The 25,230-nt window shown below is 42.6% G+C and carries 19 protein-coding genes; 14 read left to right on the top strand and 5 right to left on the bottom strand.

The window, feature by feature from the left end; all coding sequences use genetic code 11:
* Window positions 1–22 precede the first annotated feature (22 nt).
* Entirely contained in the window at window positions 23–313 is a 291-nt protein-coding gene (locus tag VIG27_RS15550) for a hypothetical protein (RefSeq protein WP_394523482.1), read from the bottom strand.
* A gap of 963 nt (window positions 314–1,276) precedes the next feature.
* On the opposite strand from VIG27_RS15550, the gene VIG27_RS15545 reads away from it, so the two are divergent.
* The 3 genes from VIG27_RS15545 to VIG27_RS15535 all read left to right on the top strand — a co-directional run bounded on the left by VIG27_RS15545 (window position 1,277) and on the right by VIG27_RS15535 (window position 4,163).
* Window positions 1,277–1,987 carry a YoaK family protein gene (locus VIG27_RS15545; protein WP_394523480.1) on the top strand — a complete coding sequence of 237 codons (711 nt, stop codon included), beginning with the start codon at window positions 1,277–1,279 and terminating at the stop codon, window positions 1,985–1,987.
* A 24-nt stretch (window positions 1,988–2,011) separates the two neighbouring features.
* Complete coding sequence (locus tag VIG27_RS15540; RefSeq protein ID WP_394523478.1) at window positions 2,012–2,473, top strand: YaiI/YqxD family protein; 462 nt, start codon at window positions 2,012–2,014, stop codon at window positions 2,471–2,473.
* A 292-nt stretch (window positions 2,474–2,765) separates the two neighbouring features.
* Window positions 2,766–4,163 (top strand): MFS transporter, encoded by a 1,398-nt coding sequence (locus VIG27_RS15535; RefSeq protein WP_394523476.1) that lies wholly within the window; start codon window positions 2,766–2,768, stop codon window positions 4,161–4,163.
* Here the strand turns inward: VIG27_RS15535 and VIG27_RS15530 are convergent.
* The gene (locus VIG27_RS15530) at window positions 4,152–5,366 is read right to left on the bottom strand and encodes a helix-turn-helix domain-containing protein (protein WP_394523475.1); all 1,215 of its coding nucleotides are present in this window, start codon (window positions 5,364–5,366) and stop codon (window positions 4,152–4,154) included. The genes VIG27_RS15535 and VIG27_RS15530 overlap by 12 nt on opposite strands.
* A 146-nt stretch (window positions 5,367–5,512) precedes the next feature.
* Here VIG27_RS15530 and VIG27_RS15525 point away from each other — a divergent pair, with 146 nt between their 5' ends.
* The 3 genes from VIG27_RS15525 (at window position 5,513) to VIG27_RS15515 (ending at window position 11,379) form a co-directional block, all read left to right on the top strand.
* Window positions 5,513–8,254 carry a family 78 glycoside hydrolase catalytic domain gene (locus tag VIG27_RS15525; protein ID WP_394523473.1) on the top strand — a complete coding sequence of 914 codons (2,742 nt, stop codon included), beginning with the start codon at window positions 5,513–5,515 and terminating at the stop codon, window positions 8,252–8,254.
* 39 nt (window positions 8,255–8,293) lie between these two features.
* Window positions 8,294–10,579 carry a glycoside hydrolase family 3 C-terminal domain-containing protein gene (locus tag VIG27_RS15520; RefSeq protein WP_394523472.1) on the top strand — a complete coding sequence of 762 codons (2,286 nt, stop codon included), beginning with the start codon at window positions 8,294–8,296 and terminating at the stop codon, window positions 10,577–10,579.
* A 200-nt stretch (window positions 10,580–10,779) separates the two neighbouring features.
* Window positions 10,780–11,379, top strand: a complete 600-nt coding sequence (locus VIG27_RS15515) for a hypothetical protein (RefSeq protein ID WP_394523471.1) — start codon at window positions 10,780–10,782, stop codon at window positions 11,377–11,379.
* 259 nt (window positions 11,380–11,638) lie between these two features.
* On the opposite strand, the gene VIG27_RS15510 is transcribed toward VIG27_RS15515, so the two are convergent.
* Window positions 11,639–13,645 (bottom strand): KUP/HAK/KT family potassium transporter, encoded by a 2,007-nt coding sequence (locus tag VIG27_RS15510; protein ID WP_394523470.1) that lies wholly within the window; start codon window positions 13,643–13,645, stop codon window positions 11,639–11,641.
* A 265-nt stretch (window positions 13,646–13,910) separates the two neighbouring features.
* The gene (locus tag VIG27_RS15505; protein WP_394523469.1) at window positions 13,911–14,897 is read right to left on the bottom strand and encodes an AraC family transcriptional regulator; all 987 of its coding nucleotides are present in this window, start codon (window positions 14,895–14,897) and stop codon (window positions 13,911–13,913) included.
* A gap of 237 nt (window positions 14,898–15,134) precedes the next feature.
* Between VIG27_RS15505 and VIG27_RS15500 the strand changes: the two genes are divergently transcribed.
* From VIG27_RS15500 to VIG27_RS15475, 6 genes are all read left to right on the top strand, one after another.
* On the top strand, window positions 15,135–17,723 hold the full coding sequence (locus VIG27_RS15500) for a glycosyl hydrolase (RefSeq protein WP_394523468.1): 2,589 nt from the start codon (window positions 15,135–15,137) through the stop codon (window positions 17,721–17,723).
* 11 nt (window positions 17,724–17,734) lie between these two features.
* Window positions 17,735–19,123, top strand: a complete 1,389-nt coding sequence (locus VIG27_RS15495; protein WP_394523466.1) for a PTS transporter subunit EIIC — start codon at window positions 17,735–17,737, stop codon at window positions 19,121–19,123.
* Between the two features lie 279 nt (window positions 19,124–19,402).
* Complete coding sequence (locus tag VIG27_RS15490; protein WP_394523465.1) at window positions 19,403–19,906, top strand: methylated-DNA--[protein]-cysteine S-methyltransferase; 504 nt, start codon at window positions 19,403–19,405, stop codon at window positions 19,904–19,906.
* Window positions 19,907–19,955: 49 nt separating this feature from the next.
* A complete protein-coding gene (locus VIG27_RS15485; protein ID WP_394523464.1) occupies window positions 19,956–20,480 on the top strand; it encodes a ClbS/DfsB family four-helix bundle protein in 525 nt (174 codons plus the stop codon).
* Window positions 20,481–20,517: 37 nt separating this feature from the next.
* Complete coding sequence (locus VIG27_RS15480) at window positions 20,518–21,972, top strand: DEAD/DEAH box helicase (RefSeq protein WP_394523462.1); 1,455 nt, start codon at window positions 20,518–20,520, stop codon at window positions 21,970–21,972.
* Window positions 21,973–22,021: 49 nt separating this feature from the next.
* Window positions 22,022–22,498 (top strand): DUF1456 family protein, encoded by a 477-nt coding sequence (locus tag VIG27_RS15475; protein WP_394523461.1) that lies wholly within the window; start codon window positions 22,022–22,024, stop codon window positions 22,496–22,498.
* A gap of 82 nt (window positions 22,499–22,580) precedes the next feature.
* Here VIG27_RS15475 and VIG27_RS15470 read toward each other — a convergent pair whose 3' ends face one another.
* Window positions 22,581–23,642 (bottom strand): NAD(P)-dependent alcohol dehydrogenase, encoded by a 1,062-nt coding sequence (locus tag VIG27_RS15470; RefSeq protein ID WP_394523460.1) that lies wholly within the window; start codon window positions 23,640–23,642, stop codon window positions 22,581–22,583.
* A gap of 287 nt (window positions 23,643–23,929) precedes the next feature.
* Here VIG27_RS15470 and VIG27_RS15465 point away from each other — a divergent pair, with 287 nt between their 5' ends.
* Together VIG27_RS15465 and VIG27_RS15460 are read left to right on the top strand one after the other, a co-directional pair.
* Complete coding sequence (locus tag VIG27_RS15465; protein WP_394523459.1) at window positions 23,930–24,577, top strand: flavodoxin family protein; 648 nt, start codon at window positions 23,930–23,932, stop codon at window positions 24,575–24,577.
* A gap of 110 nt (window positions 24,578–24,687) precedes the next feature.
* Entirely contained in the window at window positions 24,688–25,224 is a 537-nt protein-coding gene (locus VIG27_RS15460; RefSeq protein WP_394523457.1) for a flavin reductase family protein, read from the top strand.
* Window positions 25,225–25,230 lie beyond the last annotated feature (6 nt).

The raw sequence follows: 25,230 nt of genomic DNA, 5'->3' as shown, positions 1-25,230 counted from the left end.
GGCCCGGTATCACCAGTAGGCCCTATGTCGCCAGTAGGCCCAGTGCCGCCAGAAGGTCCGGCAGGCCCGGTATCGCCAGTAGGTCCAGCGTCGCCAGTAGGCCCAGTGTCACCAGTAGGCCCGGTATCACCAGTAGGTCCGGTATCGCCAGTAGGTCCGGTATCACCAGTAGGTCCGGTATCACCAGTAGGTCCGGTGTCACCAGTAGGCCCAGTATCTCCAGTAGGTCCAGTATCGCCAGTCGGTCCAGTAGCACCAGTAGGTCCGGTGGCACCAGTAGGCCCAGTATCTCCAGTGGGACCTTCCGCATCATCTTCTATAACCACTAAATTTCCTATTAATGGAACGATTTGGGAAAAAAATAATTCCCCATTACTAATATTTATCAAAGACACTGTAACTGGAGCCGAAGTAACATTGATAATTCCGACTCCAAATACTTCACCGGTTTTTAATGGAGAGTTTCCTTCCATAAAATCTCCTTGTGAAGAAGTTAGAGCAAAAGACGCTCCGTTTGTAGCTCTTGAAGACTGTGTTGCAATCCACCAATCAATTACAAATCTGCCATTTTCCTGAAAGGTGATAACCCCATTTGAGGGATTATAGCTTATGCTCCCAGATGAAAAAACTATATTATCAAACATAACATTTTCATTTGGTTGGACAGAAATAGCTGAATTCAGCTCAATTTGAAGTGCACTATTAGCCATAGTTGCGCCCCCATTTCATAATTGTTTTGACATTACTTAAAATAAATAATAATGCCTACAATTATTTTATGAATTACTGCCAATTATGTTCGGATTTAAGGTTTCTTTAGAAATATCCAAAGCAGCAAAATGAAATTTAATCTCTTTAAAATAAAATAAAGTTTAAGTATAATTTTTTTATTGAGAACATACTGGTCCGAACAAATTTCAGGCTCTGCCGCATGAAAATCAGGGTGTTTTAGGGGGAGGAATTGTATTAGAATTTCCTTAAACATTTTAATTATTTTGATGATATTAGAAATTTTGGATGAATCAGGAATTTAAACAGGTATTTAAACATACATTTGCCTTGTCTCTTAGCTTTATTGCCCTTTATATTTGAATATTTAATAGCATTTTTATGTGATTTTATAATGTTAAATCTTGAATCACTGTGATAAAATCAAAGTGATTCAGTGAAAATATGTTAAGTTTAGAAAGGAACATCTTGTATCTCTAATTCAAAGAATAGGATGCCTATCCCATATTTGTAAACCTGATTCAAAGATATTTAAAGGAGACTTACAATGAAAAATACAGACGAAAACAGAAAAAACCTTGATGTTTACATTCACTATATCATAGCCCTTTGCGGAGGTCTGTTTGCGGTCTATGCGATGTTGAGCCGTTTGGGAAATCTAGGTCAGGCCCAGACTACAAATATCATTGACATAATATGCAGTATTCTGGGAAGAAATACAGCAGAAGGGATGCTCCGCCTCATAGCAGCTCTGCTTTTTATAGGGAGCATGATATTGGCTACAGTTCTTGCGAATCGCACCAAATGGGATTTAAGGTATCTGGCCATTGGCCTTGACCTTGTGGCTGCGGTCATGATTGGCTTTTTCCCCCTTACCATGAATCCGGTGATCGCCCTTTATCCCGTTTTCTTTGCGACCGCATTCCAGTGGTGCGTATTCAAAGGTGCAAAGGGATATGTCAGTGCTACGATTTTCTGTACCAATAATTTAAAGCAAACCACGGTTTCCGCAGTAGAGTATTTTCTGATGTCAAAAGATGATCCGGAAAGAAAAGAAAAGTTACAGAAATTTAAATTCTATGGCGGTACATTTTTTAGTTTTTATGCAGGGGTAATGTCCGGGTATTTATTATGGAGAGTTTTTGGTGTCCATAGTATTTGGTTCATTGCAGTTCCGCTTTTTATAAATTTTGTATTTGTTTTTATGGATAACAAAAACACTCATATTTGTTTAAAAATCCAAAATGCGAAAGGGTAAAAGCTGTTTCGGGGAAGGAATGAAATGAAGATCTATGTGGATGCAGATGCCTGTCCGGTAGTTCGGATCGTTGAAAAGGCAGCAGCAGAAAATAAAATAGCAGTATGCCTTCTGTGCGATACGAATCATGTATTACAGTCTGGGTATAGCGAAATAAAAATCATCGGTGCAGGGGCGGATGCGGTGGATTTTGCATTGGTGAATCTGTGCAGACCGGGTGATATTGTGGTAACGCAGGATTATGGTGTGGCAGCAATGGCATTGGGAAAGAGGGCCTATGCCATTCATCAATCCGGAAGATGGTATACCAATGACAATATCGACCAGCTTCTCATGGAACGCCACATGGCAAAGGCGGCAAGGAGAGCCAAATCCAAAAATCATCTCAGCGGACCAAGAAAAAGAACTCCCGAAGATGATAAGCATTTTGAAGAGTCTTTTCGATCCTTGATTGCCTATGCTTCAAAATCTGCGGAGCAGTTATAGCAGCTTTTGCACCAGACAAACCTCTAATCCGGGAATGAAAATTTAATGATGGTTTAATAGAAGGAAAGCAGAAGAATGAATGGCTTTCCTTCTATTTTTTTGTGCATGTTACATATAGTTTGCGGAAAACTAAAGAAAATAGTAAGCAGATTGTCCAAAACAATAATGTAAAATAGAGAACAAATATGAAATATAGAATTCCGAGCATGCTCTATAATGATCCTACACACAAGAGTTGTAATGACAAGGGGATTTTAAATGTCTGAAGGAGTAAGGAAAAGGAGAAAGGATTATGGTGGGGAAAAAGAAAGAACTTGGTGTAGACAGCATGGGAATACAAAAAACCATGACGGCTTTAGACTATCTGGGGGATAGTTCGGGACAGATATCGCTGAATATCTTAAGCGGTCTGGTAGGGCAGCTGACTTATTTTTATACGGATAAGGTGGGTCTTGCGGCAGGAATGGTGGCAACACTGCTTTTGATCGTAAAGATATTGGATGCATTTGCAGATTTATTTATGGGGAAAATCGTGGATTCCACAAAATCAGCCCATGGAAAATGCCGTCCGTGGTTTCTAAGAATGGCTCTGCCATCGGCAGCTGCAATTATTTTGATTTTCACAGTGCCTAAAAATGTATCCCCGATGATACAAAATATTTATGTCTTTCTTACAAATATCTTGATTACCTGTGTCGCATACACCGCAGTTGCAATTCCCTATGGAGCGATTATGGCCACTCGTACAAAAAGTGTGGAGGAGCGCGGCAAAATAGGGATTGCAAGAGCAGCTTCCGGTTATGTGGCCGGAATGGCTGTCTCCATACTTTTGATTCCGATTACCAATATGCTGGGAGGAACCCAGGAAGCCTGGATTAGGCTGGGAGTAATCTTTGCGGTCATTTCAGGACTTTCCCTGTTGCTTCTGTATAAAACCTCCCGTGAGGAGAGCATTGATGAAACAAAAGAAGAGGAGGAAAAAACGCCATTCTTTGAAGCAATTAAATTATTGTTCAAAAATAAATATTGGGTGATTATGCTGGCAGCCAATTTATGTTTGAATGTCTCCTATGGTCTGAATAGTTCTGGAGGAACGTATTTTGCGAAATGGGTTTTGGGAAATGAAAATCTGATTGCCTTAATGGGAGGGATCGGATTGATTCCTACTTTTTTAGGCTTTGCAGCGGTTGGACCATTGGCCAAAAAATATGGAATGGCCAAAACAAATCAAATCTGCTGTGTCATTGGGATATTGGGAGGGATCATCAGATCGTTTACCCCATATAGCATCGTTTCCTGTCTTGTGGCCGGCGGATTGATGACGTTTGCCAATATTCCCATCATGTGTTTATTAGGAGCGCTTGTAAACAATTGTGTGGAATATAATGAGTGGTTACACGGAAAGAAGCTTGTAGGAATGACCAATAGTGCCAGTTCCTTTGGCGCTAAGATTGGGTGGGGGATCGGAGGTTCCTTAATTGGATGGCTTTTGGCTTTGGGTTCTTATAATGGGGCATTAAAGGTTCAGCCCGATAGCGCCATTTATGCCATTTTTGCATTTTCCATTTATGTCCCTCTGATTTTGTTTGTTATCATGTTCATCCTCTTCAAAAAATATAAGTTGGAAGAAATTTATCCGAAAATTGTAAAAGAGTTAAAGGAAAGAAAGGAAAAGTCTTTATCGGATTAAATGCCTCTTTTGTAAGGTCTGAGGATTTTTACGGTAATCATAAGGCGTGGTGCCGTATTGTTTTTTAAATACAGTCTGAAAATGGCTCTGGCTGGAAAAGCATAAATAGTTACTGATCTCACTGATACTTTTTTCGGTATATGCCAGCAGGTATTTGGATTCTTCCAGTTTGCAGCGGACAATAAATGCACTTAAATCAAAGCCCAGGGTTTGTTTGAAGCGATGGGAAAAATAGGAGCGGCTGAAGCCCAGGTAAGAGGCAACATCTGAAACAGTCAGACGGACATTGGTATTTTCTAAAACATAATGGATCGCTTTTTGTATGGCATCATCACTGGCAACCGGAATCTGGGATTCGGATACCCGGCAGGTAAAGTCATATAGAGCATTATAATTTAATTGATAAATGGATTCCATGGTGGTAAGCTGTTCCGTTTTCTGAATATACAAATCAGATAATTGAAAAGCGGTATCTTTGGGAAGTCCCCCTCGGATCGCCGCACGAGTGGCTAGAGTGATCATAACAATGGAGGTGTTTTTTGCCTGGCGGATGGGGTTTGATGCTATAATGCCTTCATGGATATTTGAGATATCAGACGCATAGTTTTTAAATTCTTCTACGTTACCGTTTTCTATCAGACTGGTCAGTTTCTGTTCTATTTCATAAGAATTGTTAAAGGAGCCATTTTCTTTGTCTCTATACATGGTTTCTGCCTGCTCATTTGCGATGCTGCATAGAGTCTGGGACAGATTCGTGTCAATAATATTAGGTAAGAGCAGCGGCGTTTGATTTAATGCGTACTGGAAAAATAACAGTTTATTCAAAAAGGATTTTAGCGTCATGGTTGAAATATTTGAAAAAAAGGCATAAAACCCTTTCCGTTCATTGGGTGAAACAAAATATTCCCGATGCATCATGCGTAAAACTTCTTTAGAATAGGGAACATTACTGACAGGGCCGATCACAAACTGAATGCTTGGGTATTCTTTGAACCGGATGCACCCAAAAAAGGAATGGAAGCTGGTTGTAATATAAGAAACAGGGGAGGTCTGCTGCCATAAGGTTTCTAAATAAATGGCAGGCGGGCGGGTAATTGGGGATTGGGTTGGAATAGAGGTCACCCAATTGTGGTTTTTATAAATATAGACGGGAATTAAGGCATCCCTGTAAAAGTATTGGCAGAAACTTTCTATATCTTTCATTTGACCCTCCAATGAGGTGATTTTAATAAAATAGTATGTTTCTACCACAAATTTATATGAATTGAAACAAAAATGCAATAGAAAATTACGGATTTTGATGATCGTGTTCCATGGATTATCATCATGCCGGGAGTGGAGGATAACAAGTGAATTTATATGATTTGAAAACAGAGTATCAGGTAAACCCAATTGGAATGGATATTAAGAGGCCGAGATTTTCTTGGAAAATAAAATCGGAAGATCAAAATGTGATGCAAAGTGCCTATCAGATCATTGTTTCAGACAACGAAGGGGAAGTGTGGAATACTCAAAAGGTAGAAAAAGACGATTCTGTTTTGGTGACCTATGAAGGGAAAGAATTAGAAGCAGAAAAGCAATACCATTTGATGGTAAAGGTGTATGATAATCTGGGAAATGAAGCCGTTGGAACAGGGAGCTTTGAGACAGGAATTCTAAAGGGAACCAATTTTAAAGCAAACTGGATCACCCATGAACTTTTGCAGGAAGAGACGGCTTGTGCAATTTTCACCAAAAAATTTCATATCAATAAAGCTGTGAAATCAGTTCGTATTTTTGCCACTGCTTTAGGGATTTATGAAATAAAGATCAATGACAGGAAAGTAGGAGATACCTATCTTGCACCGGGCTGGACCAATTACAAAAAAAGAATCCAGTATCAGACTTATAAGGCAGATGAATACCTGCAGGAAGAGAATGAGATTGAGATCACAGTGGCAAATGGCTGGTATAAAGGGTATTTATCCTTTACCTGTACTCCCAATCAATACGGGGACAGAACGGCTGTGTTGGCAGAGGTTCACATTGCTTATGAAGATGGCAGCAAAGAAGTTCTGTCAACAGATGGCACCTGGAGTGTATATACGGGACCCATCAGGAGTGCGGAGTTTTATATGGGAGAAACCTATGACAGCCTGGCGGAAAAGAAATTTCAGGGTCAGGCGGTTGCAGTTTTAAAGGAAGAGGGGGTTTTTGACAAAGGCCGCCTGGTTTCCCAGGAATCCGAGCCGGTACGAATCAAAAAACGCTTTCCCGCAAAGGAATATATGGAAACTCCCAAAAAAGAAAAAGTGATTGATTTCGGTCAGAATATTTCAGGGTTTGTAGAGTTTAAAGTTAAGGGGGAGAAAGGACAGCGAATTAAAATCCGCCACGCAGAAACTCTGGATAAATATGGAAACTTTTATCCGGAGACTCTTCGGGCTGCCATATCAGAAGATATTTATATCTGTGACGGAAGTGAACAGACCTTTATTCCCCATTTTACCTTTCATGGATTCCAATATATTTGCATCGAGGGGCTAAATGAGATTTTTCCGGAAGATTTTACTGCTTGTGCGATCCATACGGATATGGCAGATACGGGAACGTTTCGTTGTTCCAATGCCATGGTAAATCAGCTCCAAAGCAATATTTATTGGGGGCAGAGCGATAACTTTGTAGATATACCAACGGATTGCCCCCAAAGAGATGAAAGACTTGGCTGGACGGGAGAGGCACAGGTATTTGCAGGGACGGCAGCCTATATCCGGAATACAGCAAGATTTTTTACAAAGTGGCTGCATGATTTGGCATCGGAACAATTGGAGGATGGAGCTGTACCTCATGTTGTGCCTGACGTTTTAGGGAGCTACAGTGCAGCGGCATGGAGTGATGCTGCAACCATAGTACCCTGGGTCATGTATGAAACCTATGGGGATAAGCGCATATTAGAAGAACAGTATGAGTCAATGAAGGGCTGGGTCGATTATATGACTAACCATACGGAAAGTAACGGTCTATGGATGAGCGGTTATCAATACGGGGATTGGCTTGCTTTGGATAAGGAAGAATTGGTGGACCGGTCAGGAGCAACCGACCGTTATCTGATTGCCAATGCATATTATCTCTATTCCATGGATATTGTAAAAAAGTCAGCTCTGGTGCTTGGAAAAAAGGAAGATGCCAGAGAGTATGGGAAGCGGTACAAAAGGGTTTTAAATATCTTTCGGAAGGAGTATTTTACGGTTACAGGAAGAATGGTAGGAGAAACCCAGACAGCACTTACCTTAGCGCTGCATTTTGATTTGGCCTGGAAAAAAGATAAAGAGCGCATTGCAAAGCTGCTTGAGAGTAATATTGGCGCCCATAAAAACCATATGAGCACCGGATTTGTCGGTACCCCATACATTTGTCATGCCTTATCCGATCATAAGATGCATGATCTTGCCGGAGTTCTCTTTTTAAAAGAAGATTATCCTTCCTGGCTGTATGCAGTGAAAAAAGGGGCGACTACCATTTGGGAGCGTTGGAATTCCATTTTGCCGAACGGGGACTTTGAACAATCGGGAATGAATTCCTTAAATCATTATGCATATGGCTCCATCGGAGAATGGATGTATAAAAAATTGGCAGGGATCAATGGCATAGAGGCGGGATACAAAAAATTCTATATCAAACCAATGTTTATCAAAGGAATCACCTGGGTGTGTGCCTCCTTTGAATCGGTTTATGGCTGTATCCGAAGTGAATGGAAATGTAAGAACGGTAAAATCACAGTAAAAGTAGAAATTCCTGTGAATACCACGGCCATCCTTTATCTTCCGGAAAAAGAGGGAGAGGTCGAATTGGGATCAGGAAGCTATTTCTTTGAATATGATACGGATACGGAATTGGAAATAAAGCGTTTCACCATGGATTCTACGTTAGGAGAACTTGCCGGAGAGCCGGTTGCAAGAGAGATGATAGAACAGGCCGTTCCGGGATTTTTTGAAACTCCCATGATCCAGTATGCTTATGGATTTACCTTAACAGAGCTGCTTGTACAGGCGCCGTCCTTAGAACCTCTGTTAAAAATGGTTCTCGATGTGCTGAATCAATCCGAATCGTGAAGAATACGTCCAAATCGTTTGTTTATAAAGGAGAAAAAGATGAAATCAGAACAAATTAGGGAATTGATTGGTAAAATGACATTGGAAGAAAAAGCCGGATTATGTTCGGGTGAAAATTTTTGGAATACAAAAGAAATACAAAGGCTTCATATTCCGAAAGTAATGCTTTCCGATGGACCTCATGGATTAAGAAAACAAGATGTGAAAGCGGATCATCTGGGGGTAAATGAGAGCATCCAGGCAGTTTGCTTTCCTGCAGGCTGTGCGACCGCTGCGAGTTTTGACAGAGAATTGATGACAGAGATCGGTGAAGCGATCGGAGAGGAGTGCCAGGCAGAGGGGGTAGGCGTGATATTAGGTCCTGCAGTGAATATCAAGCGTTCCCCGCTGTGCGGACGTAATTTTGAATATTATTCGGAAGATCCTTATGTGGCTTCCGAAATGGCAGGTGCCTTTATTCGGGGTGTACAAAGCAAAAACATCGGCACCAGCATTAAGCATTTTCTTGCCAACAATCAAGAGCATAGAAGAATGACCAGTTCCTCTGATGCAGATGAGAGAACGCTGAGGGAAATTTACCTGGCGGCCTTTGAAGGTGCGGTAAGGTTGAGTAAGCCCTGGACGGTTATGTGTTCTTATAATAAAATTAATGGCGTTTATGCCTCGGAAAATCCGGTCTATCTAACCGATATACTGCGAAAGGAATGGGGATTTGACGGCTATGTAGTAAGTGACTGGGGGGCAGTAAATGACAGAGTCCTGGGATTAAAAGCAGGAATGGATTTGGAGATGCCGGGAAGCGGCGGGGTCAATGATGCCCTCATCGCAGAAGCTGTAAGGAGTGGGGAGTTAGAGGAAGAAGTACTGGATAAAGCCTGTGCCCGTATCTTAGATGTAATATACCGCTACTGGGAAAACAAGGATGAGAATGCAGTATTTGACCGGGAGAGAGACCACGCGTTGGCAGAAAAGGCAGCGGAAGCGTCAATCGTATTATTGAAAAATGAAGAGAATGTGCTGCCTCTTACCAGGGAGAGAAGAGTTGCTTTTATTGGAGAATTTGCTGAAAAGCCACGTTATCAGGGCGGAGGAAGTTCCCATATTAACAGCTTTAAGGTAACCTCTGCGCTGGAAGCGGCCGCAGCGTCAGGGTTAAAGATCACTTATGAACAAGGTTATCAGACAGACAAGGATGCAACCATAGAGGAATTAAAAAATAAAGCCGTTGATGCCGCTGGAAATGCGGAAGCTGCTGTTATTTTTGCAGGACTTCCGGATAACTTTGAGTCGGAAGGTTATGACAGAAAGCACATGCGCCTGCCGGATTGCCAGAATGAGCTGATCCGGGAAATCTGTGAGGTTCAGCCCAATACCATTGTAGTATTGCACAATGGATCGCCTGTGGAAATGCCCTGGGTCCATAAAGTAAAAGGCTTAATTGAGGCATATCTGGGCGGTCAGGCGATTGGGGAAGCAGTCGTAAAGGTGCTCTATGGGGAGGTCAATCCCAGTGGAAGGCTTGCGGAAACATTTCCCCTGAAGCTGGAAGACAATCCGTCTTATCTCTTCTATCAGGGAGAGGGCGATACAGTGGAATACCGGGAAGGGGTATTTGTTGGTTACCGGTATTATGAATCGAAAAAGGCAGAGGTGCTGTTTCCCTTTGGCTATGGATTATCTTACACCCAGTTTGCCTTTCGCAATATGAAAGTAGATAGAAACAGCATAAAGGATACGGAACGGATTACTGTAAGTGTGGATGTGACCAATACTGGAGCCATTGCAGGAAAAGAAGTCGTGCAGCTCTATGTTACTCCTGCATCAGGGAATGTTTTACGTCCTGTCATAGAACTTAGAGGGTTTGAAAAGGTTGCCTTAGAGCCAAACGAGACAAAGACAGTAACGTTTGTATTAGATAAGAGAGCATTCGCCTATTGGGATATGAGACTCCATGACTGGCATGTATTAAGTGGGGAATATACGATTCATATTGCAAAATCAGTAAGAGAAAGGATATTATCCTCCACGGTTACCGTTGAATCCACAGAAGCTGTGCCTGTCGTATACGATTTTAACTCTACAATAGGAGATATCATGAAAGATCCCAAAGGAAAAGCCATTCTTGAAGCGGCACAGAAGCAGATGTTTGCAGGCACCCAGGCCAGGGAAATGGAGGAAAACGCACAAGACAGCAGCGGTGCAGTGAACCATGAGATGATGCAGGCCACCATGGAGGGAATGCCCCTTCGTCAGATGTTAAGCTTTATTCCGGGGATAAAACGGGAAATGTTACAGCAGCTGATTGATGCATTAAATCAAAAATAAGAAAAATAGACCAGAAAAACGGTTCCAGGCGGTTTAAAAAACCTCTGGGGCCGTTTTATTGACGTTTATCTAATATTTAATACTTACAATTACCAATTAATAAGTATATCCCGGAGCACTAGAATCTGCTATAATAGCTTTACGAAATCGAACACTGGTATTATAATCCCAATATAACATAATTAAGAAGGAGGGGGAACATGAAGAAAGAATTGCCTTATTTTCACATTGAAGATTCTTTTGGCGGTAATCAGGACTGGTTCCGTGACCCCATGATGCACTTAGGTGGATGCGGTGCGGCCGCGGCATGTGATGTCTGCATCAATGCGGCACTCCATGAAAAAAAAGAGCACTTATATCCCTACGAGATTCAAAAACTTGCAAAGGAAGACTACATCAAGTTTGCCATGAAGATGAAGCCCTATTTAAGGCCCCGAATTCACGGAATTGATACGTTGGAAATATTCATGGACGGATTTAAGGATTATTTGAATGACGTAGGAGATCAGGATATAAAAATGACCGGCTGTCATGGTGAGGTTTCCGCAAAGGAAGCGGCCATAGAAGTAAAGACACAGATTGATAATGGAATTCCAATCCCGTTTTTGATGTTAAAGCATAAGAATGCTGACTACAAGGATTATGTATGGCATTGGTTTATGCTGGTGGGGTATGAGGAATTTGAAGACGATTTCTATGTAAAAGCTGCCACCTATGGTGGATATCGCTGGATATCACTTTATGGGCTGTGGAACACTGGCTACGAGCGCAAAGGCGGAATGGTGCTGGTAAAATATTAATTCATACAATGCAGGCAGGAACCGCATGCTTGCACTTTTAAAACGCTGCAGCACACATCTGAAAATAACATCTTCCTGTTACAGTTTTTTTCGCTGGGAGCTTAAGGATCATGGCATAAAAACATTTTATGCCATGACATTATATAATTTGGGAAAATATTCCCATGCCATGAAAATTAATATGTATCTGTATTGTAACCCAAAAAGGTCTCCTGTGAATTGATTTTCATAGGAGACCTTAACTATTTATTTCAGAATCTTATTTCCCATCGTTTCTTTTTAAGACCACCCGGTCTGATTGCCCAAGGAACATGGGGACTTTTTCGATATAAACATCACTGGTATCAAGTCCAAACCAGTTGGTGGGAGAAGCGGTAAATTTCTGTATGAAAAATTTGGTTCTTAACAGAAGTGCGTCCCAGGCAGAAAGCGAAGTTTCATGAGACAGGATCTCCTGGATAAATACAAAACGGAAATCTCCCAGATTACGTCCGGGAAGAATGGAGTAGCTGCTGGTCTGGGGTTCAATTTCTTTATTTTTCACTAATTCCGTTGATATCTGCCTTAAAAATACATTGAGTTTCTGGTCGATGCGGAAGCCCAGCTTGAGCTGAATCTTGATAATATGCTTGGTGCCGAAGTTTTCAATGGCATATTCCGCCTGATAAGGTTCATCGGTTACGGTTACATTGACAAACCAATATACATCCGCTTTCTTGGGCCGTTTATCCAAAAGAAAATACATGATTTTCCGTTCGATCTCTTTTGGATTGGAACAGTTGCTAAGACACACCAGGTTGCTGGCGTATTTTGGTATTTCCGGGTCAACGCGCAGTTTGCTAAGCTGCTTGATATATTGTTTCACGGGCACATTTTCCTGATAACGCATCTTTATGATATGGGCCCTGTCCCAGAGATACATCACGAACAAAATGGATACTGCAATGATGATCGCAACGAATCCGCCATGGAAAAACTTAACAATATTTGCGAGGAAGAAGGAAAGCTCAAAGCTCATAAAGAATACAAGCATAATGACTGAAAGTACAATAGGCGTGTTTTTCTTCCTCATATAGTTAAACAGCAAAATGGTCGTCATAAGCATGGTAACGGTGATGGCAAGACCATATGCGGCCTCCATTTTTTCAGAGCTTTGAAAGAAAAGGACGATACCGATGCAGACAATGCATAAGATCCGGTTGATGGCGGGAATGTAAAGCTGGCCTTTCATCGTAGAAGGATACAAGGTGTGAAGCCTTGGGAACAGATTCAGCTTTATGGCTTCCGATACAAGGGTGAAGGAACCCGAAATCAATGCCTGTGATGCGATAATGGCTGCAAATGTTGAAATGGCGATCCCATAGATCAGAAAGCCATGGGGGATCATCTGATAAAATGGGTTTAAATCTTCCATCATGCCGAGGGCAGAATGATTTCTTGCCGACAGAATCCAGGCACCCTGTCCAAAATAGTTGAGCAGCAAACAGATTTTAACAAATGGCCAGGTAAAGTAAATGTTTTTTCTTCCCACATGTCCAAGGTCTGAATAAAGCGCTTCGGCACCCGTAGAACATAAAAATATGCTTCCAAGAATAAAGAAACCAAGCTTGTTATCGTCGCTGAATAAAATGTTCACCGCATAATGAGGGGACAAAGCCCGAAGCAGGTACGGATTTTCTGCCAGATTGATGATACCAAAAAAGGCAAGGCTGCTAAACCATAGAAACATAATCGGTCCGAACAGCTTTCCGATGAATTCCGTACCGATATGCTGGATAAAAAACAGGACACAGATGATGAAAATAACAAGATAAACGATATTTTTCTGGTTGCTGCCGAACAGGTTCTCAAAGACAGGAAGCAGTTTCAGCCCTTCCACGGCAGACGTTACGGTTACTGCCGGTGTCAGCATCCCGTCGGCCAACAGGGCGGAGCCTCCGATCATGGCAGGTATGATCAGCCACTTGGAACGGCTTCTGACAAGGGTGAAAAGTGAAAAGATTCCGCCTTCCCCGTTGTTATCCGCTTTCAGTGTAATGAAAACATATTTGATACTCGTTAAAATAGTCAGTGTCCAGAATACCAGGGACAGGGTTCCAAGAATAAAGTTCTCAGAAACATGCTGGATTCCGCCGTTTCCGGAGAGTACGGATTTCATAACATAGAGCGGGGACGTGCCGATATCTCCGTATACAACACCTAATGTTACTAAAATTCCTCCAAGTGTTAAGTTTGAAATGTGAGACTGCTTTGATGATAGTTCCATTTTTTCCCCTTTGCAAAATGATTGTTAAAATTTGTACAAAAAAAAGACCCTTCTTGTAAAATGCGATTTTACAGCAAAAGTCTTGTTACTTAGTTACGTTGCAGTTTATAAATGCTTGCCAGCGTAAGATTAACCGGATTCATGCAACCGCAAACACCGGGGTGGTGTCAACTATTCCCTTTTGTTCAAATGTATTTTACAAGAAAGCAATTTGGTTGTCAAATGAATTTTTCTTGCTAAAAGTTTAAAGCTTCTGACAGCCGGTTTATTCCCCGTTTTTCTTCCTTCTATATTCGTTCGGGGTGCAATGATAGTATTCCTGAAACTTTCTGTAAAAGAAGGTAAGGTTATCATAGCCCACATGAAGGGCGACTTCCTTGACGGAAAGCCTGGTACAGGAGAGCAGCTTTTGTGCGGCCTTCATTTTGGACATCAAAATCAGTTCCTTATAGGAATGGCCTGTCTGCCGTTTTAATAAAGTGGTCAGATAATTGGGGTTGATATTGAAAAAGGCTGCTGTTTTTTCCAGGGTACTTGTTTGATAATTGGATTCTATATACTTTAAAACAGGAATAATCGAAAAACTGGAATTCTTGTCCAGATTATTACTCATGTCATGACCAAAGACATTGACCAATTCAGAAACCACCAAAGAAAATAAGTGATCTAAAATCTCCGCAGAATTCATGGAGGGACTATAATATTCACATAAAAGTTCATTCATAAAAACAGGCAGTCTTCTGCTGTGAGAGGAGTGAAAGACAATAAAACTGTTATGGTCTGTTTTTGAATTCATGGCATTAATAAAAAAACGGGAAATGAGGCTGTCGCTGGAAAGACGGCTTAAAAAAGTATTGTTTAAGTAATCCTTGGGAATCAAAAGATTAATCATAATGTCATTTTCCCCGGTGTAACCGATGGCATGAACGGTTTCACAATCAATTAAAATAATCTCTCCGGTATGCAGAATCAGAGATTTGCCATTGATCATTTGTTCACAGCTGCCGGAATACATATAATTGATCTCCACCCAGCTGTGTACGTGAGGAGGAACGGGTTGGAAACGGGAGTTCTTTTTTACAGAAAACATGTTGTTTGTGAGATTATAAGAAACGTCCATTCTATAAATATTCTGGTTCTCTATTACATCTACAATCTCCAGCTTGGAGAAGTCATAAAATTTTCCTTCTCTGTACTGCTGTTCATGAAGCGTAAGGGTAGAAAGATGCTTATTCAAAGTTTGGATATTCATTTTAACACTCCTTTATGAATTATAACAAATGAAACGGATTTATTTCCCTATTAATGTATCAAAATCAGAAGTTAATGTCAATTTTATGGAAGATTAATAGAATGTTCCGGTCAATAAAAAAGTGAAGTTTGGTCACTTATTTCCTGTAGTTACGACATTGCCGCACAAAAGCGCGGGTGCTATTCTATAGATATCAAAGCGACAAGTCCCAAGAAACAGAGACCGATGGAGATATGCATGAAAAGACTGAATGAAGTATTAAATGGAAACACAGACAATTATATTCTGCCCTTTCTCTGGCTGCATGGGGAAGAAGAAAGCGTTCTCAGAGAAACCGTAGAAAAAATCCATGATTCCGGAATCAGGGCATTTTGTGTGGAGGCGAGGCCCCATCCGGATTTTCTGGGAAAAACATGGTGGAGAGACATGGATATCCTGCTGGAAGAAGCAAAACAGCGGAACATGAAAGTGTGGATTCTGGACGATTCCCATTTTCCTACAGGGTATGCAGACGGGAGAGTGGAGAGAGAATTCCCCCATTTGCAAAAGCAGTTTCTGGCCTGTAAAGTACTGGACTTTATAGGACCCATGAAAAATGCACAGGCAATAATCCGTTATGCATTTCGTGACAAAAAGGATAAATTAATATCTGTCACCTTAGGGAAAAAAACAGGCTATCAAAAAATTGATCCGGATACTTTGATTGATATAACCGGACAAGTCGTAAATCATACCCTTGTCTCCTTTGACCTTCCAAAGGGAGAATGGAGTGTCATGATTGTAACCGCAACGTTTGAAGGCGGGGAGCCGGAGACAAAGGGGTATTTAAATCCCATTGACCCTCTTGCTACGGATGTATTAATTGATACGGTTTATGAAGCCCATTATGAAAAGTATAAAGAAGAATTCGGCAAGACAATTGCAGGCTTTTTTTCAGATGAACCCAGATTTGGAAATATGCATGGGGCGACAGGTTCCATTGGAAGAGCAGAAATGGATATTCCCTGGAGAGAGGATTTACTGGAGCTTTTAGAAAAGCAGACCGGAACGGACTGCCGCAAGCGTTTGCCCTTGCTGTTTCTGGAAGGGGGAGAGTCGGGGCATCAGATCCGCTATGAATACATGGATCTGGTTAGTAAGCTCTATTCCAAACATTTTAATAAAAGAATTTCAGACTGGTGCGCCCGGCATCAGGTGGAATATATCGGACACACCATTGAAGATAATAATGCACATGCACGCCTGGGGTATGGCGCAGGACATTTTTTCAGAGCCATGGCCCATCAGGATATGGCAGGAATAGATGTGGTTTTTCATCAGCTGATGCCGGGAATGGATGGAGGAATTTTCAAGTCTAAGACAAAGGCAGGCTGGGACGGAGAGTTTTTTCATTATGTACTTGGAAAGTTAGGTTCTTCTTTGGCCCATATGGACCCCAAAAAGCAGGGGAGGGCCTTGTGCGAGGTATTCGGTGCCTATGGCTGGGCAGAGGGAAACCGGCTGATGAAATGGATCATTGATTATATGATGGTAAGAGGGATCAATTATTATGTTCCCCATGCATTTGACCCCAAGGAGTATCCGGATTGTGATTGCCCGCCCCACTTTTATGCCCACGGGAGAGATCCTCAGTTTGGAGGATTCCGGCTTTTGATGGATTATACAAACCGGTTGAGCCATCTGCTGTCTGGCGGTATCCACAAGGCTCCCGTCGCACTGTTATATCATGGGGAGGCAGAATGGTCCGGAGAATACATGCTGATGCAGAAGCCGGCAAAAGAATTGACAAGAAATCAGATTGATTTTGATATCCTGCCCATAGACGGTTTGATGGAGGCAGAGGTGAGTGAGTCTGGAATTAAAGTGAATCAGGAGACATTTCAAGGGCTGGTACTCCCTTATGCAGAAGCCTTGCCGGGAAAATTTTTAAAATGGCTGTTAAAAGCTTCCGAACATGGGCTTTATCTTTACTGGCTGAAAGATCTTCCAAACAGGACCAGCCAGGGAGAGGATGCCTGCGAAATCATCAAACAATTAAAGGCATCTTCATCTGTTCGGATTGTTTCACTGGAAACTTTGGCTGAAACCATAAGATCCGATGGACTGAATGAAATCTCAGTAAATACGGATGTCCCATATTTAAGATATTACCATTATGAACAGGAGGATGGCCATATTTACTTCTTTGTCAATGAGCATCCATATGATGCTGTTACGGCCGAAGTTAAGGTTTCTAATAAAGGTCCCTGTTTTGCTTATTGTGCCATGGAAAATAAGAGAAAAGAAGATAGCAGCCCGCTTACGTTGAACTTATCCCCGTATGAATCTAAAATGGTCATTTTTCCGCGGTCTATGAATGATTTCCTTCCTGCTCCGAAGGAATATGAAAAAGTATCTGAATATCAGGTAAAAGGCCCATATCAGGTATCCTTTGCAACTTATCCTGATTTTACAGAGTTTAAAGAGCCGATGATGCTGGAGAAATTGAGGCCCTTGCAGGAGATAAAGGGGAAAGAGGAGTTCACTGGTATGATCCGGTACGAATTCGAGGCAGAGTTATGGAAAACAGACCAGGTGATCGCGGCAGTTGAGGGGGTGGCAGAGGGTGTTAAGGTATGGGTAAATGAAATCTTTATAGGGGAAAAGATTTGTCCGCCTTATCGTTTTGACATCACAAAGGCGTTAAAAGAGGGGAAAAACCGTTTTTGCATCCAGGTATCCACAACACTTGTTCGGGAACGATATGATTATCTTTCACAGTTTATGTTATTAGAGCCGACGGGCATCACAGGGAGTATCACCGTTGAACATTATATTGTAAAGTAAGGAGAAAAGGTATGGAAATCAAAAAAGCAGCAGCTGACATACTGGAATATGTCGGCGGAAAAGAAAATGTGGTCAGTGTCGTACACTGCATGACAAGACTTCGCTTTACCTTAAAGGATGACAGCAAAGCAAACAGGGAGGCTGTAAAAAGGACGGAGGGAGTCATCTCCATCGTAGAGCAGGGAGGACAATTCCAGGTAGTGGTTGGCAACAAAGTTTCCAAGGTGTATGAGGAATTAGTACCGATGTTGGAAAATTCCGGAGACTTTGGAGAAATTGATGCAGACAAAGGACGGGGGGAGAAAAAGAAGGAAAAGCTATTTGACGGATTCAGCAGAACGGTTTCCGGGATTTTTACACCTGCAATTGGATTAATGACGGCATGCGGTATATTAAAAGGAGTGTTGGCAATCTGTACTGCTTCGGGGGCATTACAGGATACAGACAGTACATATTTATTTTTGTATGCCATTGCTGATATGATTTTTTATTTCTTTCCGGTCATATTGGGGGCTTCTGCAGCCAAGCAGTTTGATATGAACCAGTATCTGGGGATGGGAATCGGAGCCATTATGATCTATCCTTCCTTTGTAGCCGCAGCAGCAGACGGTTCTATTCACTCCTTATTTGGGATTCCGATGACGGTAAGTAATTATACATCAACGGTGTTCCCTGCAATTATTGCTGTTTATGTTGCATCGAAATTAGAAAAGATAGGAAAGAAAGTGATGCCAGAAGCGATTGCATTTTTTGCAGTTCCTCTCTTTGTATTATTGGTGACTATACCCTTGACCTTTTGGGTCGTTGGACCGGTTACACTCTTTTTAAGTACCATTCTTTCAAAAGTAATATTTGCAATCTATAACTTCAGCCCCGTATTAGGAGGCCTGGTATTGGGCGGCCCATGGATCTTAATTGTTATGTTTGGTCTGCATTGGGCATTTATTCCAATATTTATCAATGATATCGCAATCAATGGCAATGAGCCTGTAATGGGATTGCTGGCGGGAAATCAGCTTGCAATGGCAGGAGCGGTGTTCGCTGCAGCAGTCTTATTAAAAGAAAAAGCAAAGAAATCAGGGGCGGCTACGGCAGGGCTGACCTGTTTGCTGGGAATCAGTGAGCCGACCATTTATGGCTATTTGTTACCCCTGAAAACGCCTTTGATCATTTCTGTCATAGCCGGAAGCCTTGGAGGGGCTGTAGCCGGAATGTTTCAGTCAACCCAGTATGTCTATGGAGGATCGGGCCTTTTGGGATTGCCTTGTTTTGTAAATCCGGCCGGTCTGGATGCCGGGTTTTATGGAGTCATTCTCTGTGATATTGTAGGATTCCTGTCAGCGTTCATACTTACTTTGATTGTGATGAAAAAGAAAAGTAAAAATTTAGAAGCCTTATAAAAATCTGATTTTTTAACAAAAAAGCCGCAGTTCCTGCGGCTTTTTGTTATGTAAAATCAAAATTATTCTTTACATCAGCGGGATGTCAACTGCCGGCTGGCCCTGAAAATTTTCCCACAGATCCAAAACCGCTGGCAAATATCCTGTTTTCATGGTATTTTTAATGAAAGAAGTGATAGTTAATAAGAACGTATGTCAGGTGTCTCTGGTGCTTTTAAACCACGTTTGGTTTGCGGTATTCCTTAAAAGGGGAACATACAAAAGAGGAGGGAAAAGGGAATGATATATGCAAACTTTAAAAGTCCCCTTGGGAATTTAACTGCAGCAGCGGAGGGCAATGGAATTACCGGACTCTGGTTTGAGGGGCAAAAATATTTTCCGGGGAATACGAATTCTTGGATTTATGAACCGGAGCATCCGGTTTTTATAAGGCTTCACCAGTGGCTTGAGAATTATTTTAAAGGAAACAAAGATGCAACGCTCCCCGATCTGCAGCCAAAAGGAACGGATTTTCAAAAAGCTGTCTGGAAGATCCTTCTTCAAATACCCTATGGCACTGTCACCACCTATGGAGAAATCGCAAAAAAGATCGCAGCCTCAAGGGGGCAGGACACCATGTCAGCCCAGGCGGTAGGAGGAGCGGTAGGCCATAACCCTGTTTCAATCCTGATCCCCTGCCACCGGGTGGTTGGGACAAATGGCAGTCTGACCGGATATGCGGGCGGATTGGACCGGAAGAAGGCTCTGCTTCAATTGGAACAGGAGGCACTGGCACGGAAATGAAGCATGAAAAAACAGGCAAAATAGTTCAAAAAGAGAAAGAAGGTAACTGATGCAGGAATATAAAAACAAAGAAGAACTGATTGCGGAAATTGAAAAAACCGCTCACTTATTTATTACAGAATTTGATTCCGTTGAGGAAGGGGATCAAGATAAAATTCTGGAAGGTGTTGACCGCAGCCCAGCCCAGATGATCGCCTATCAGCTGGGCTGGATGAATCTGCTCCTGGGCTGGGACCGGGATGAACTTGCCGGAAAAGAGGTAGTCACCCCAGCGTTGAATTACAAATGGAACAAGCTGGGCGGTTTATATGAGAACTTTTATAAGCAATACGAAGCCTGTACCCTAAGCGAGCTGAAAAGCCTGTACCGGGAATGTGTGGCAGAGCTTATTTTGTGGTTGGATTCCTTTTCTGATGAGGACTTATTTGGCCAGGATGTGAGGAAATGGGCTTCCTCCACCCCATCAAAATGGCCGATATGGAAATGGATACACATCAACACTGTGGCACCCTTTCAAACCTTCCGAAGCAAGATCAGGAAGTGGAAAAAACTCAACCGAGCTGCAATTCAGTAAAAAATACGAAGTGTTAGATAAAATGAGAGGCATAAAAATGGGACAGGAACGTTTGAAAGATTTTAAAATCAGGGAAGATATAGGAAGAGCACTTGATGTTCTGGGGTATGAAATCCCTACGAAGGTCCAGGCCAGCGTCCTTCCATTTGCCTTAGAAAGACAGGATCTGATTGTCAAAGCCCAGACGGGCAGCGGGAAAACGGCAGCCTATGCCATTCCCATCTGTGAAGCGGCAGAATGGCTTGAGAACAAACCACAGGCGCTGATTCTCACCCCGACCAGAGAGCTTGCGGTCCAGGTAAAAGAGGAGTTTACCAATATTGGCAGATTCAAACGAATCAAAGCGGCAGCAGTCTATGGAAGACATCCGTTTTCCCTTGAGAAAACAGAATTAAAGCAGAAGACTCATGTGGTGGTGGGAACTCCTGGGCGGGTGCTGGATCATATGGAAAAAGGAACGCTGTCTCTGGGGAACATAAACTGCCTGGTAATTGATGAGGCCGACCAGATGCTTCATATGGGATTTATGGAACAGGTGGAGGCGATCCTTGAGAGGCTTCCCAGAAAACGGTTGACGATGCTGTTTTCCGCCACCATGCCGGAGGAAATCATAACCATTTCCTCAAAGCATATGATAAACCCAGTCAGAATTGATGTGAATGAGGAAAATATCACAGCGGCGGACATTGAACATGGGCTTTATATCACCAGGGAGGAGGAGAAATTCCAACTTCTGACCGAGGTGACCATAATGGAAAATCCGGATAGCTGTATCATCTTTTGCAGTACCAAGGACCGGGTGGACCGGGTGTGGAAGGATCTGGTTCGTATGGGCTATGACTGCAAAAAGCTTCATGGCGGCATGGAGCAGAAGGACCGGTTTTTCGCCATGAACACCTTTAAACGTGGAAAATGCCGGTATCTTGCCGCCACGGATCTTGCCGCCAGAGGCATTGATATCGACCATATTTCCCTGGTTATAAACTATGACATCCCTTTAGAGGCGGAAACCTACGTTCACCGGACCGGAAGAACCGGACGTGCCGGAAAAAAGGGAAAAGCATTATCCTTTGCCACGCCAACCCAGACGAGATTTCTCCGGGAGATTGAAGCACTGATCGGTTTTGAAATCCCGAGGTTTGAGAAACCCTCAAAAGAGGACGTGTCCGGTCGGAAACCGGCCTTTGAGAAAACCATGAAAACGGCTTCCCCGGAAAAACAGATGAAGGGGGATGCATTTAAAAAAGGCATTATAAAGCTTCGCTTTCATGGGGGAAAGAAAAAGAAGCTGAGAGCGGCCAGCTTTGTAGGGGCCATTTCCGCAATTGAAGGCGTAAACGCGGAGGACATCGGAATCATTGCAGTTCAGGATACCCTGACTTATATTGAGATTTTAAATGGCAAAGGCCCCCTGGTTTTGGAAGCAATGAAGCATACAACGGTCAATGGAAAGCAATTAAAGGTAACGAAAGCGTTGGATAAACGTTCGTAAAGCAGTATTCTGGTGAATGGTTAAAATAATAATAGGAAAAGAGGAACCAATGGATAATAACGATAGATTGATTCGATTAAGATATGCTTTGGATATCAAGGACATGGATATGGCGGAAATGTTTCAGCTGGGAGGAGTTACGGTAACAAAGGAAGAACTGCAAAAAATCCTGTTAAATTCCGACAGCAGCAAATGCAGCAATCGTATGCTGGAGTCTTTCTTAAACGGTTTTATTACCCGGAAAAGAGGAAAAAAAGAACCTGCATCCGGAGAATCGGAAAATCAGCTTTTTATGATAAATGACGACCGTACCGTTAATAACGTATTTCTGAAAAAAGTAAAGATCGCACTGTCTCTTACAGGTGAGGACATGCTTCAGATCATGAAAGAGGGGGGAACCGATTTATCAAACGGGGAGTTAAGTGCTGTTTTAAGGAGAGAGGGTCAGCGGAATTATAAGGTATGCGGAGATCGTTATGTGAGATCGTTTTTAAAGGGTCTGGCTGTCAGATACCGGAAAAAATAAAGTAGTACAGGAAAAGGCATCAGGAGCTTTTGGGGGTCACCTAAAAGCTCCTGGTGCCTTTTTTAACTGCAAAGGCGTTAAACTACCAATGGATAATGACCACTGGTTTGATTAAATCCTTTGGCTTATCCTTCATCAGCATAAGAGCCTTTTCAATGTTTTCAAAGCCCTCAAACCGGTGGGTGATCAGCTTGCCTGGGTCCAGTCTGCCGGCGGAGAGGAGAGAAGCCAGCTTTTCCATTCTCAACCGGCCGCCTGGCATCAGCCCGCCGGAAATCTGTTTATGTCCCATGCCGCATCCCCATTTGATACGGGGAATCTTTATGTAATCGCCTTCTCCGAGGTAATTGACATTTCCTATTTTTCCGCCCGGTTTTAAGATGGCAATGGCCTGTGCAAAGGTGTCGTTGTTCCCGCCTGCGATAATAACACGGTCCACGCCCTTTCCGCCTGTTTTTTCCAGGATCTGATCCGCAATATCGCCTTCCCGGTAATTGATGATATCGGTGGCACCATATTCTTTAGCTAACTGGACGCAATTGGGGCGGGAGCCTACGGCATAGATATGGGAAGCACCGTGAAGGGCAGCACCGGCTACGGACATCAGACCAACGGGTCCGATTCCAATAACAGCTACCGTGTCACCAAAGTGTATGTCGGCAAGTTCGACTCCATGAAAACCGGTTGGAACCATATCAGAAAGCATACATGCGGCCACCGGGTCCACACCCTCCGGCAGATGGGCCAGGTTTCCATCCGCATCGTTTACGTGGAAAAATTCACCGAATACCCCGTCCTTGAAATTTGAAAATTTCCAGCCCGCCAGCATTCCTCCGGAATGCATCTGATAGCCGCCCTGGGCCTCTATAGAATTCCAGTCCGGTGTGATAGCCGGTACAAGGACCTTGTCACCTGGTTTAAAATCTTTTACCAGATTTCCAACTTCCACCACTTCAGCCACGGCTTCATGTCCCAGGATCATATCATGGCGTTCCCCAATCGAACCCTCCCATACCGTATGGATATCAGAAGTACAGGGAGCCAGAACAATGGGGCGGCAAATCGCATCAATCGGCCCGCATGCGGGTTTTTCCTTTTCCACCCAACCCGTTTTACCAATATTTAACATTGCAAAACCCTTCATTAAGAACATCTCCTTTTCAAATGTTTGCTTGTTATTTTATTAACAAATAAAGCTAAATTTATTATACCTCATAATGTATTTACAGTCAATTCGTATTTGGCATTTGATTACACGATCTATTTGTAGATTTTTGTCGAATTTTGGGATAATTATAGGGAGAGGGGACTAACAAAAAAGTGCGTTATGTACATTGCAACTGCTTATTGCTATAATTGGTTCAAAAAGGAGAGAAAGAATATTCTATCATTTCACGCAAATTTTATAACGAACAATCCAGGAGGGTCAAAATGAACGTATTAGCGGTAAACGGAAGTCCACGGAAAAATGGAAATACAGCGGTGCTTTTAAAACATGCACTTCAAGGAGCGGAGGGACAGGGGGCAGGTACCCGGCTTGTGAATCTGTATGATGTGAATTTCAAAGGCTGTGTCAGCTGCTTTGCCTGCAAGCGGAAGGGCAGTCAATGCAATGGGGTCTGTGCGGTAAACGATGAGTTGAAGGAAATCCTTCAGTATGCCCTGACCTGCGATGTGATCATTCTTGGTTCCCCCGTTTATATCGGGAATGTTACAGGAGAGATGCGTGCATTTCTGGAACGTCTGATATTTCCAAACATTTCTTATAATGAAGGGGAACGGTCAGTATTTCAAGGGAAAATCGCCTCCGGCTTTATATACACCATGAATGTCCCGAAAGAGTATATGGAGCAGCTTCATTATAGGGAAGTCTTTGTGCAGAATCAGATGCTGTTACAGCTGTTTCATGGTGTATCAGAGATATTGACCAGCAATGACACGTATCAATTTAAAGATTATTCCAAGTATGAGGCTTCCAAATTCAATGAGCCCCACAAAGCCAAGGTGAGGGAGGAACAGTTCCCGGTGGACTGCCGGAATGCATTTGAAATGGGCGCCCGGCTGGCTGCAAGAGGATAAGGAGTCCCAAACTCACCTTTTGGATAGTATCTTACAAAAAAGTGCATACTTGCGAATATTACCCCGTCTGTTTATGATTATAGCAACCATATATCAAAAAGGAGGCTGCAATGAAAAAGGAGATAGAAGTATTCGATCATGCCAGTGAGATCCTAAAAGCGGTAAACAAAGGAGTGTTACTGACCACAAAGGCAGACGGAAAAGTGAATTCCATGACCATTTCCTGGGGGACACTGGGAATTGAGTGGGGAAAACCCATATTTACTGTTTTTGTAAGAGAGCACCGTTTTACAAAGCAGCAGCTGGATAAAAACTCTGAATTTACTATCAATATACCGTATGGTGATTTCGATAAAAAGATTTTGGGGATATGCGGAACAGAGACGGGCCATTCAGTGGATAAAATCCAAAAGCTGAACTTAACACTGGTGGATTCCGATGAGGTTTCCGTTCCGGCAATCAAGGAACTGCCGCTGACTCTGGAATGCAGGGTGGTCTACAAGCAGAAGCAGGATGAACATGCGATTTTGGAAAAATACAAAAAAGAATGTTACCCTCAGGACGTGGATGGCTCTTTCCACGGTGCCAACAGAGATTATCATACTGCATATTACGGAGAAATCGTCAAAGCCTATTTGATTGAGTAAATATTT

It is taken from the genome of Lacrimispora sinapis (assembly GCF_043633585.1).
Taxonomy (GTDB): domain Bacteria; phylum Bacillota; class Clostridia; order Lachnospirales; family Lachnospiraceae; genus Lacrimispora; species Lacrimispora sinapis.
This window is presented reverse-complemented; position numbering and strand designations above follow the sequence as displayed.

Bases quoted from the DNA above. Each gene is read 5' to 3' on its own strand.
- VIG27_RS15550 (WP_394523482.1), bottom strand. From the start codon at position 313: ATGATGCGGAAGGTCCCACTGGAGATACTGGGCCTACTGGTGCCACCG.
- VIG27_RS15545 (WP_394523480.1), top strand. From the start codon at position 1,277: ATGAAAAATACAGACGAAAACAGAAAAAACCTTGATGTTTACATTCAC.
- VIG27_RS15540 (WP_394523478.1), top strand. From the start codon at position 2,012: ATGAAGATCTATGTGGATGCAGATGCCTGTCCGGTAGTTCGGATCGTT.
- VIG27_RS15535 (WP_394523476.1), top strand. From the start codon at position 2,766: ATGGTGGGGAAAAAGAAAGAACTTGGTGTAGACAGCATGGGAATACAA.
- VIG27_RS15530 (WP_394523475.1), bottom strand. From the start codon at position 5,366: ATGAAAGATATAGAAAGTTTCTGCCAATACTTTTACAGGGATGCCTTA.
- VIG27_RS15520 (WP_394523472.1), top strand. From the start codon at position 8,294: ATGAAATCAGAACAAATTAGGGAATTGATTGGTAAAATGACATTGGAA.
- VIG27_RS15515 (WP_394523471.1), top strand. From the start codon at position 10,780: ATGAAGAAAGAATTGCCTTATTTTCACATTGAAGATTCTTTTGGCGGT.
- VIG27_RS15510 (WP_394523470.1), bottom strand. From the start codon at position 13,645: ATGGAACTATCATCAAAGCAGTCTCACATTTCAAACTTAACACTTGGA.
- VIG27_RS15505 (WP_394523469.1), bottom strand. From the start codon at position 14,897: ATGAATATCCAAACTTTGAATAAGCATCTTTCTACCCTTACGCTTCAT.
- VIG27_RS15500 (WP_394523468.1), top strand. From the start codon at position 15,135: ATGAAAAGACTGAATGAAGTATTAAATGGAAACACAGACAATTATATT.
- VIG27_RS15495 (WP_394523466.1), top strand. From the start codon at position 17,735: ATGGAAATCAAAAAAGCAGCAGCTGACATACTGGAATATGTCGGCGGA.
- VIG27_RS15490 (WP_394523465.1), top strand. From the start codon at position 19,403: ATGATATATGCAAACTTTAAAAGTCCCCTTGGGAATTTAACTGCAGCA.
- VIG27_RS15485 (WP_394523464.1), top strand. From the start codon at position 19,956: ATGCAGGAATATAAAAACAAAGAAGAACTGATTGCGGAAATTGAAAAA.
- VIG27_RS15480 (WP_394523462.1), top strand. From the start codon at position 20,518: ATGGGACAGGAACGTTTGAAAGATTTTAAAATCAGGGAAGATATAGGA.
- VIG27_RS15475 (WP_394523461.1), top strand. From the start codon at position 22,022: ATGGATAATAACGATAGATTGATTCGATTAAGATATGCTTTGGATATC.
- VIG27_RS15470 (WP_394523460.1), bottom strand. From the start codon at position 23,642: ATGAAGGGTTTTGCAATGTTAAATATTGGTAAAACGGGTTGGGTGGAA.
- VIG27_RS15465 (WP_394523459.1), top strand. From the start codon at position 23,930: ATGAACGTATTAGCGGTAAACGGAAGTCCACGGAAAAATGGAAATACA.
- VIG27_RS15460 (WP_394523457.1), top strand. From the start codon at position 24,688: ATGAAAAAGGAGATAGAAGTATTCGATCATGCCAGTGAGATCCTAAAA.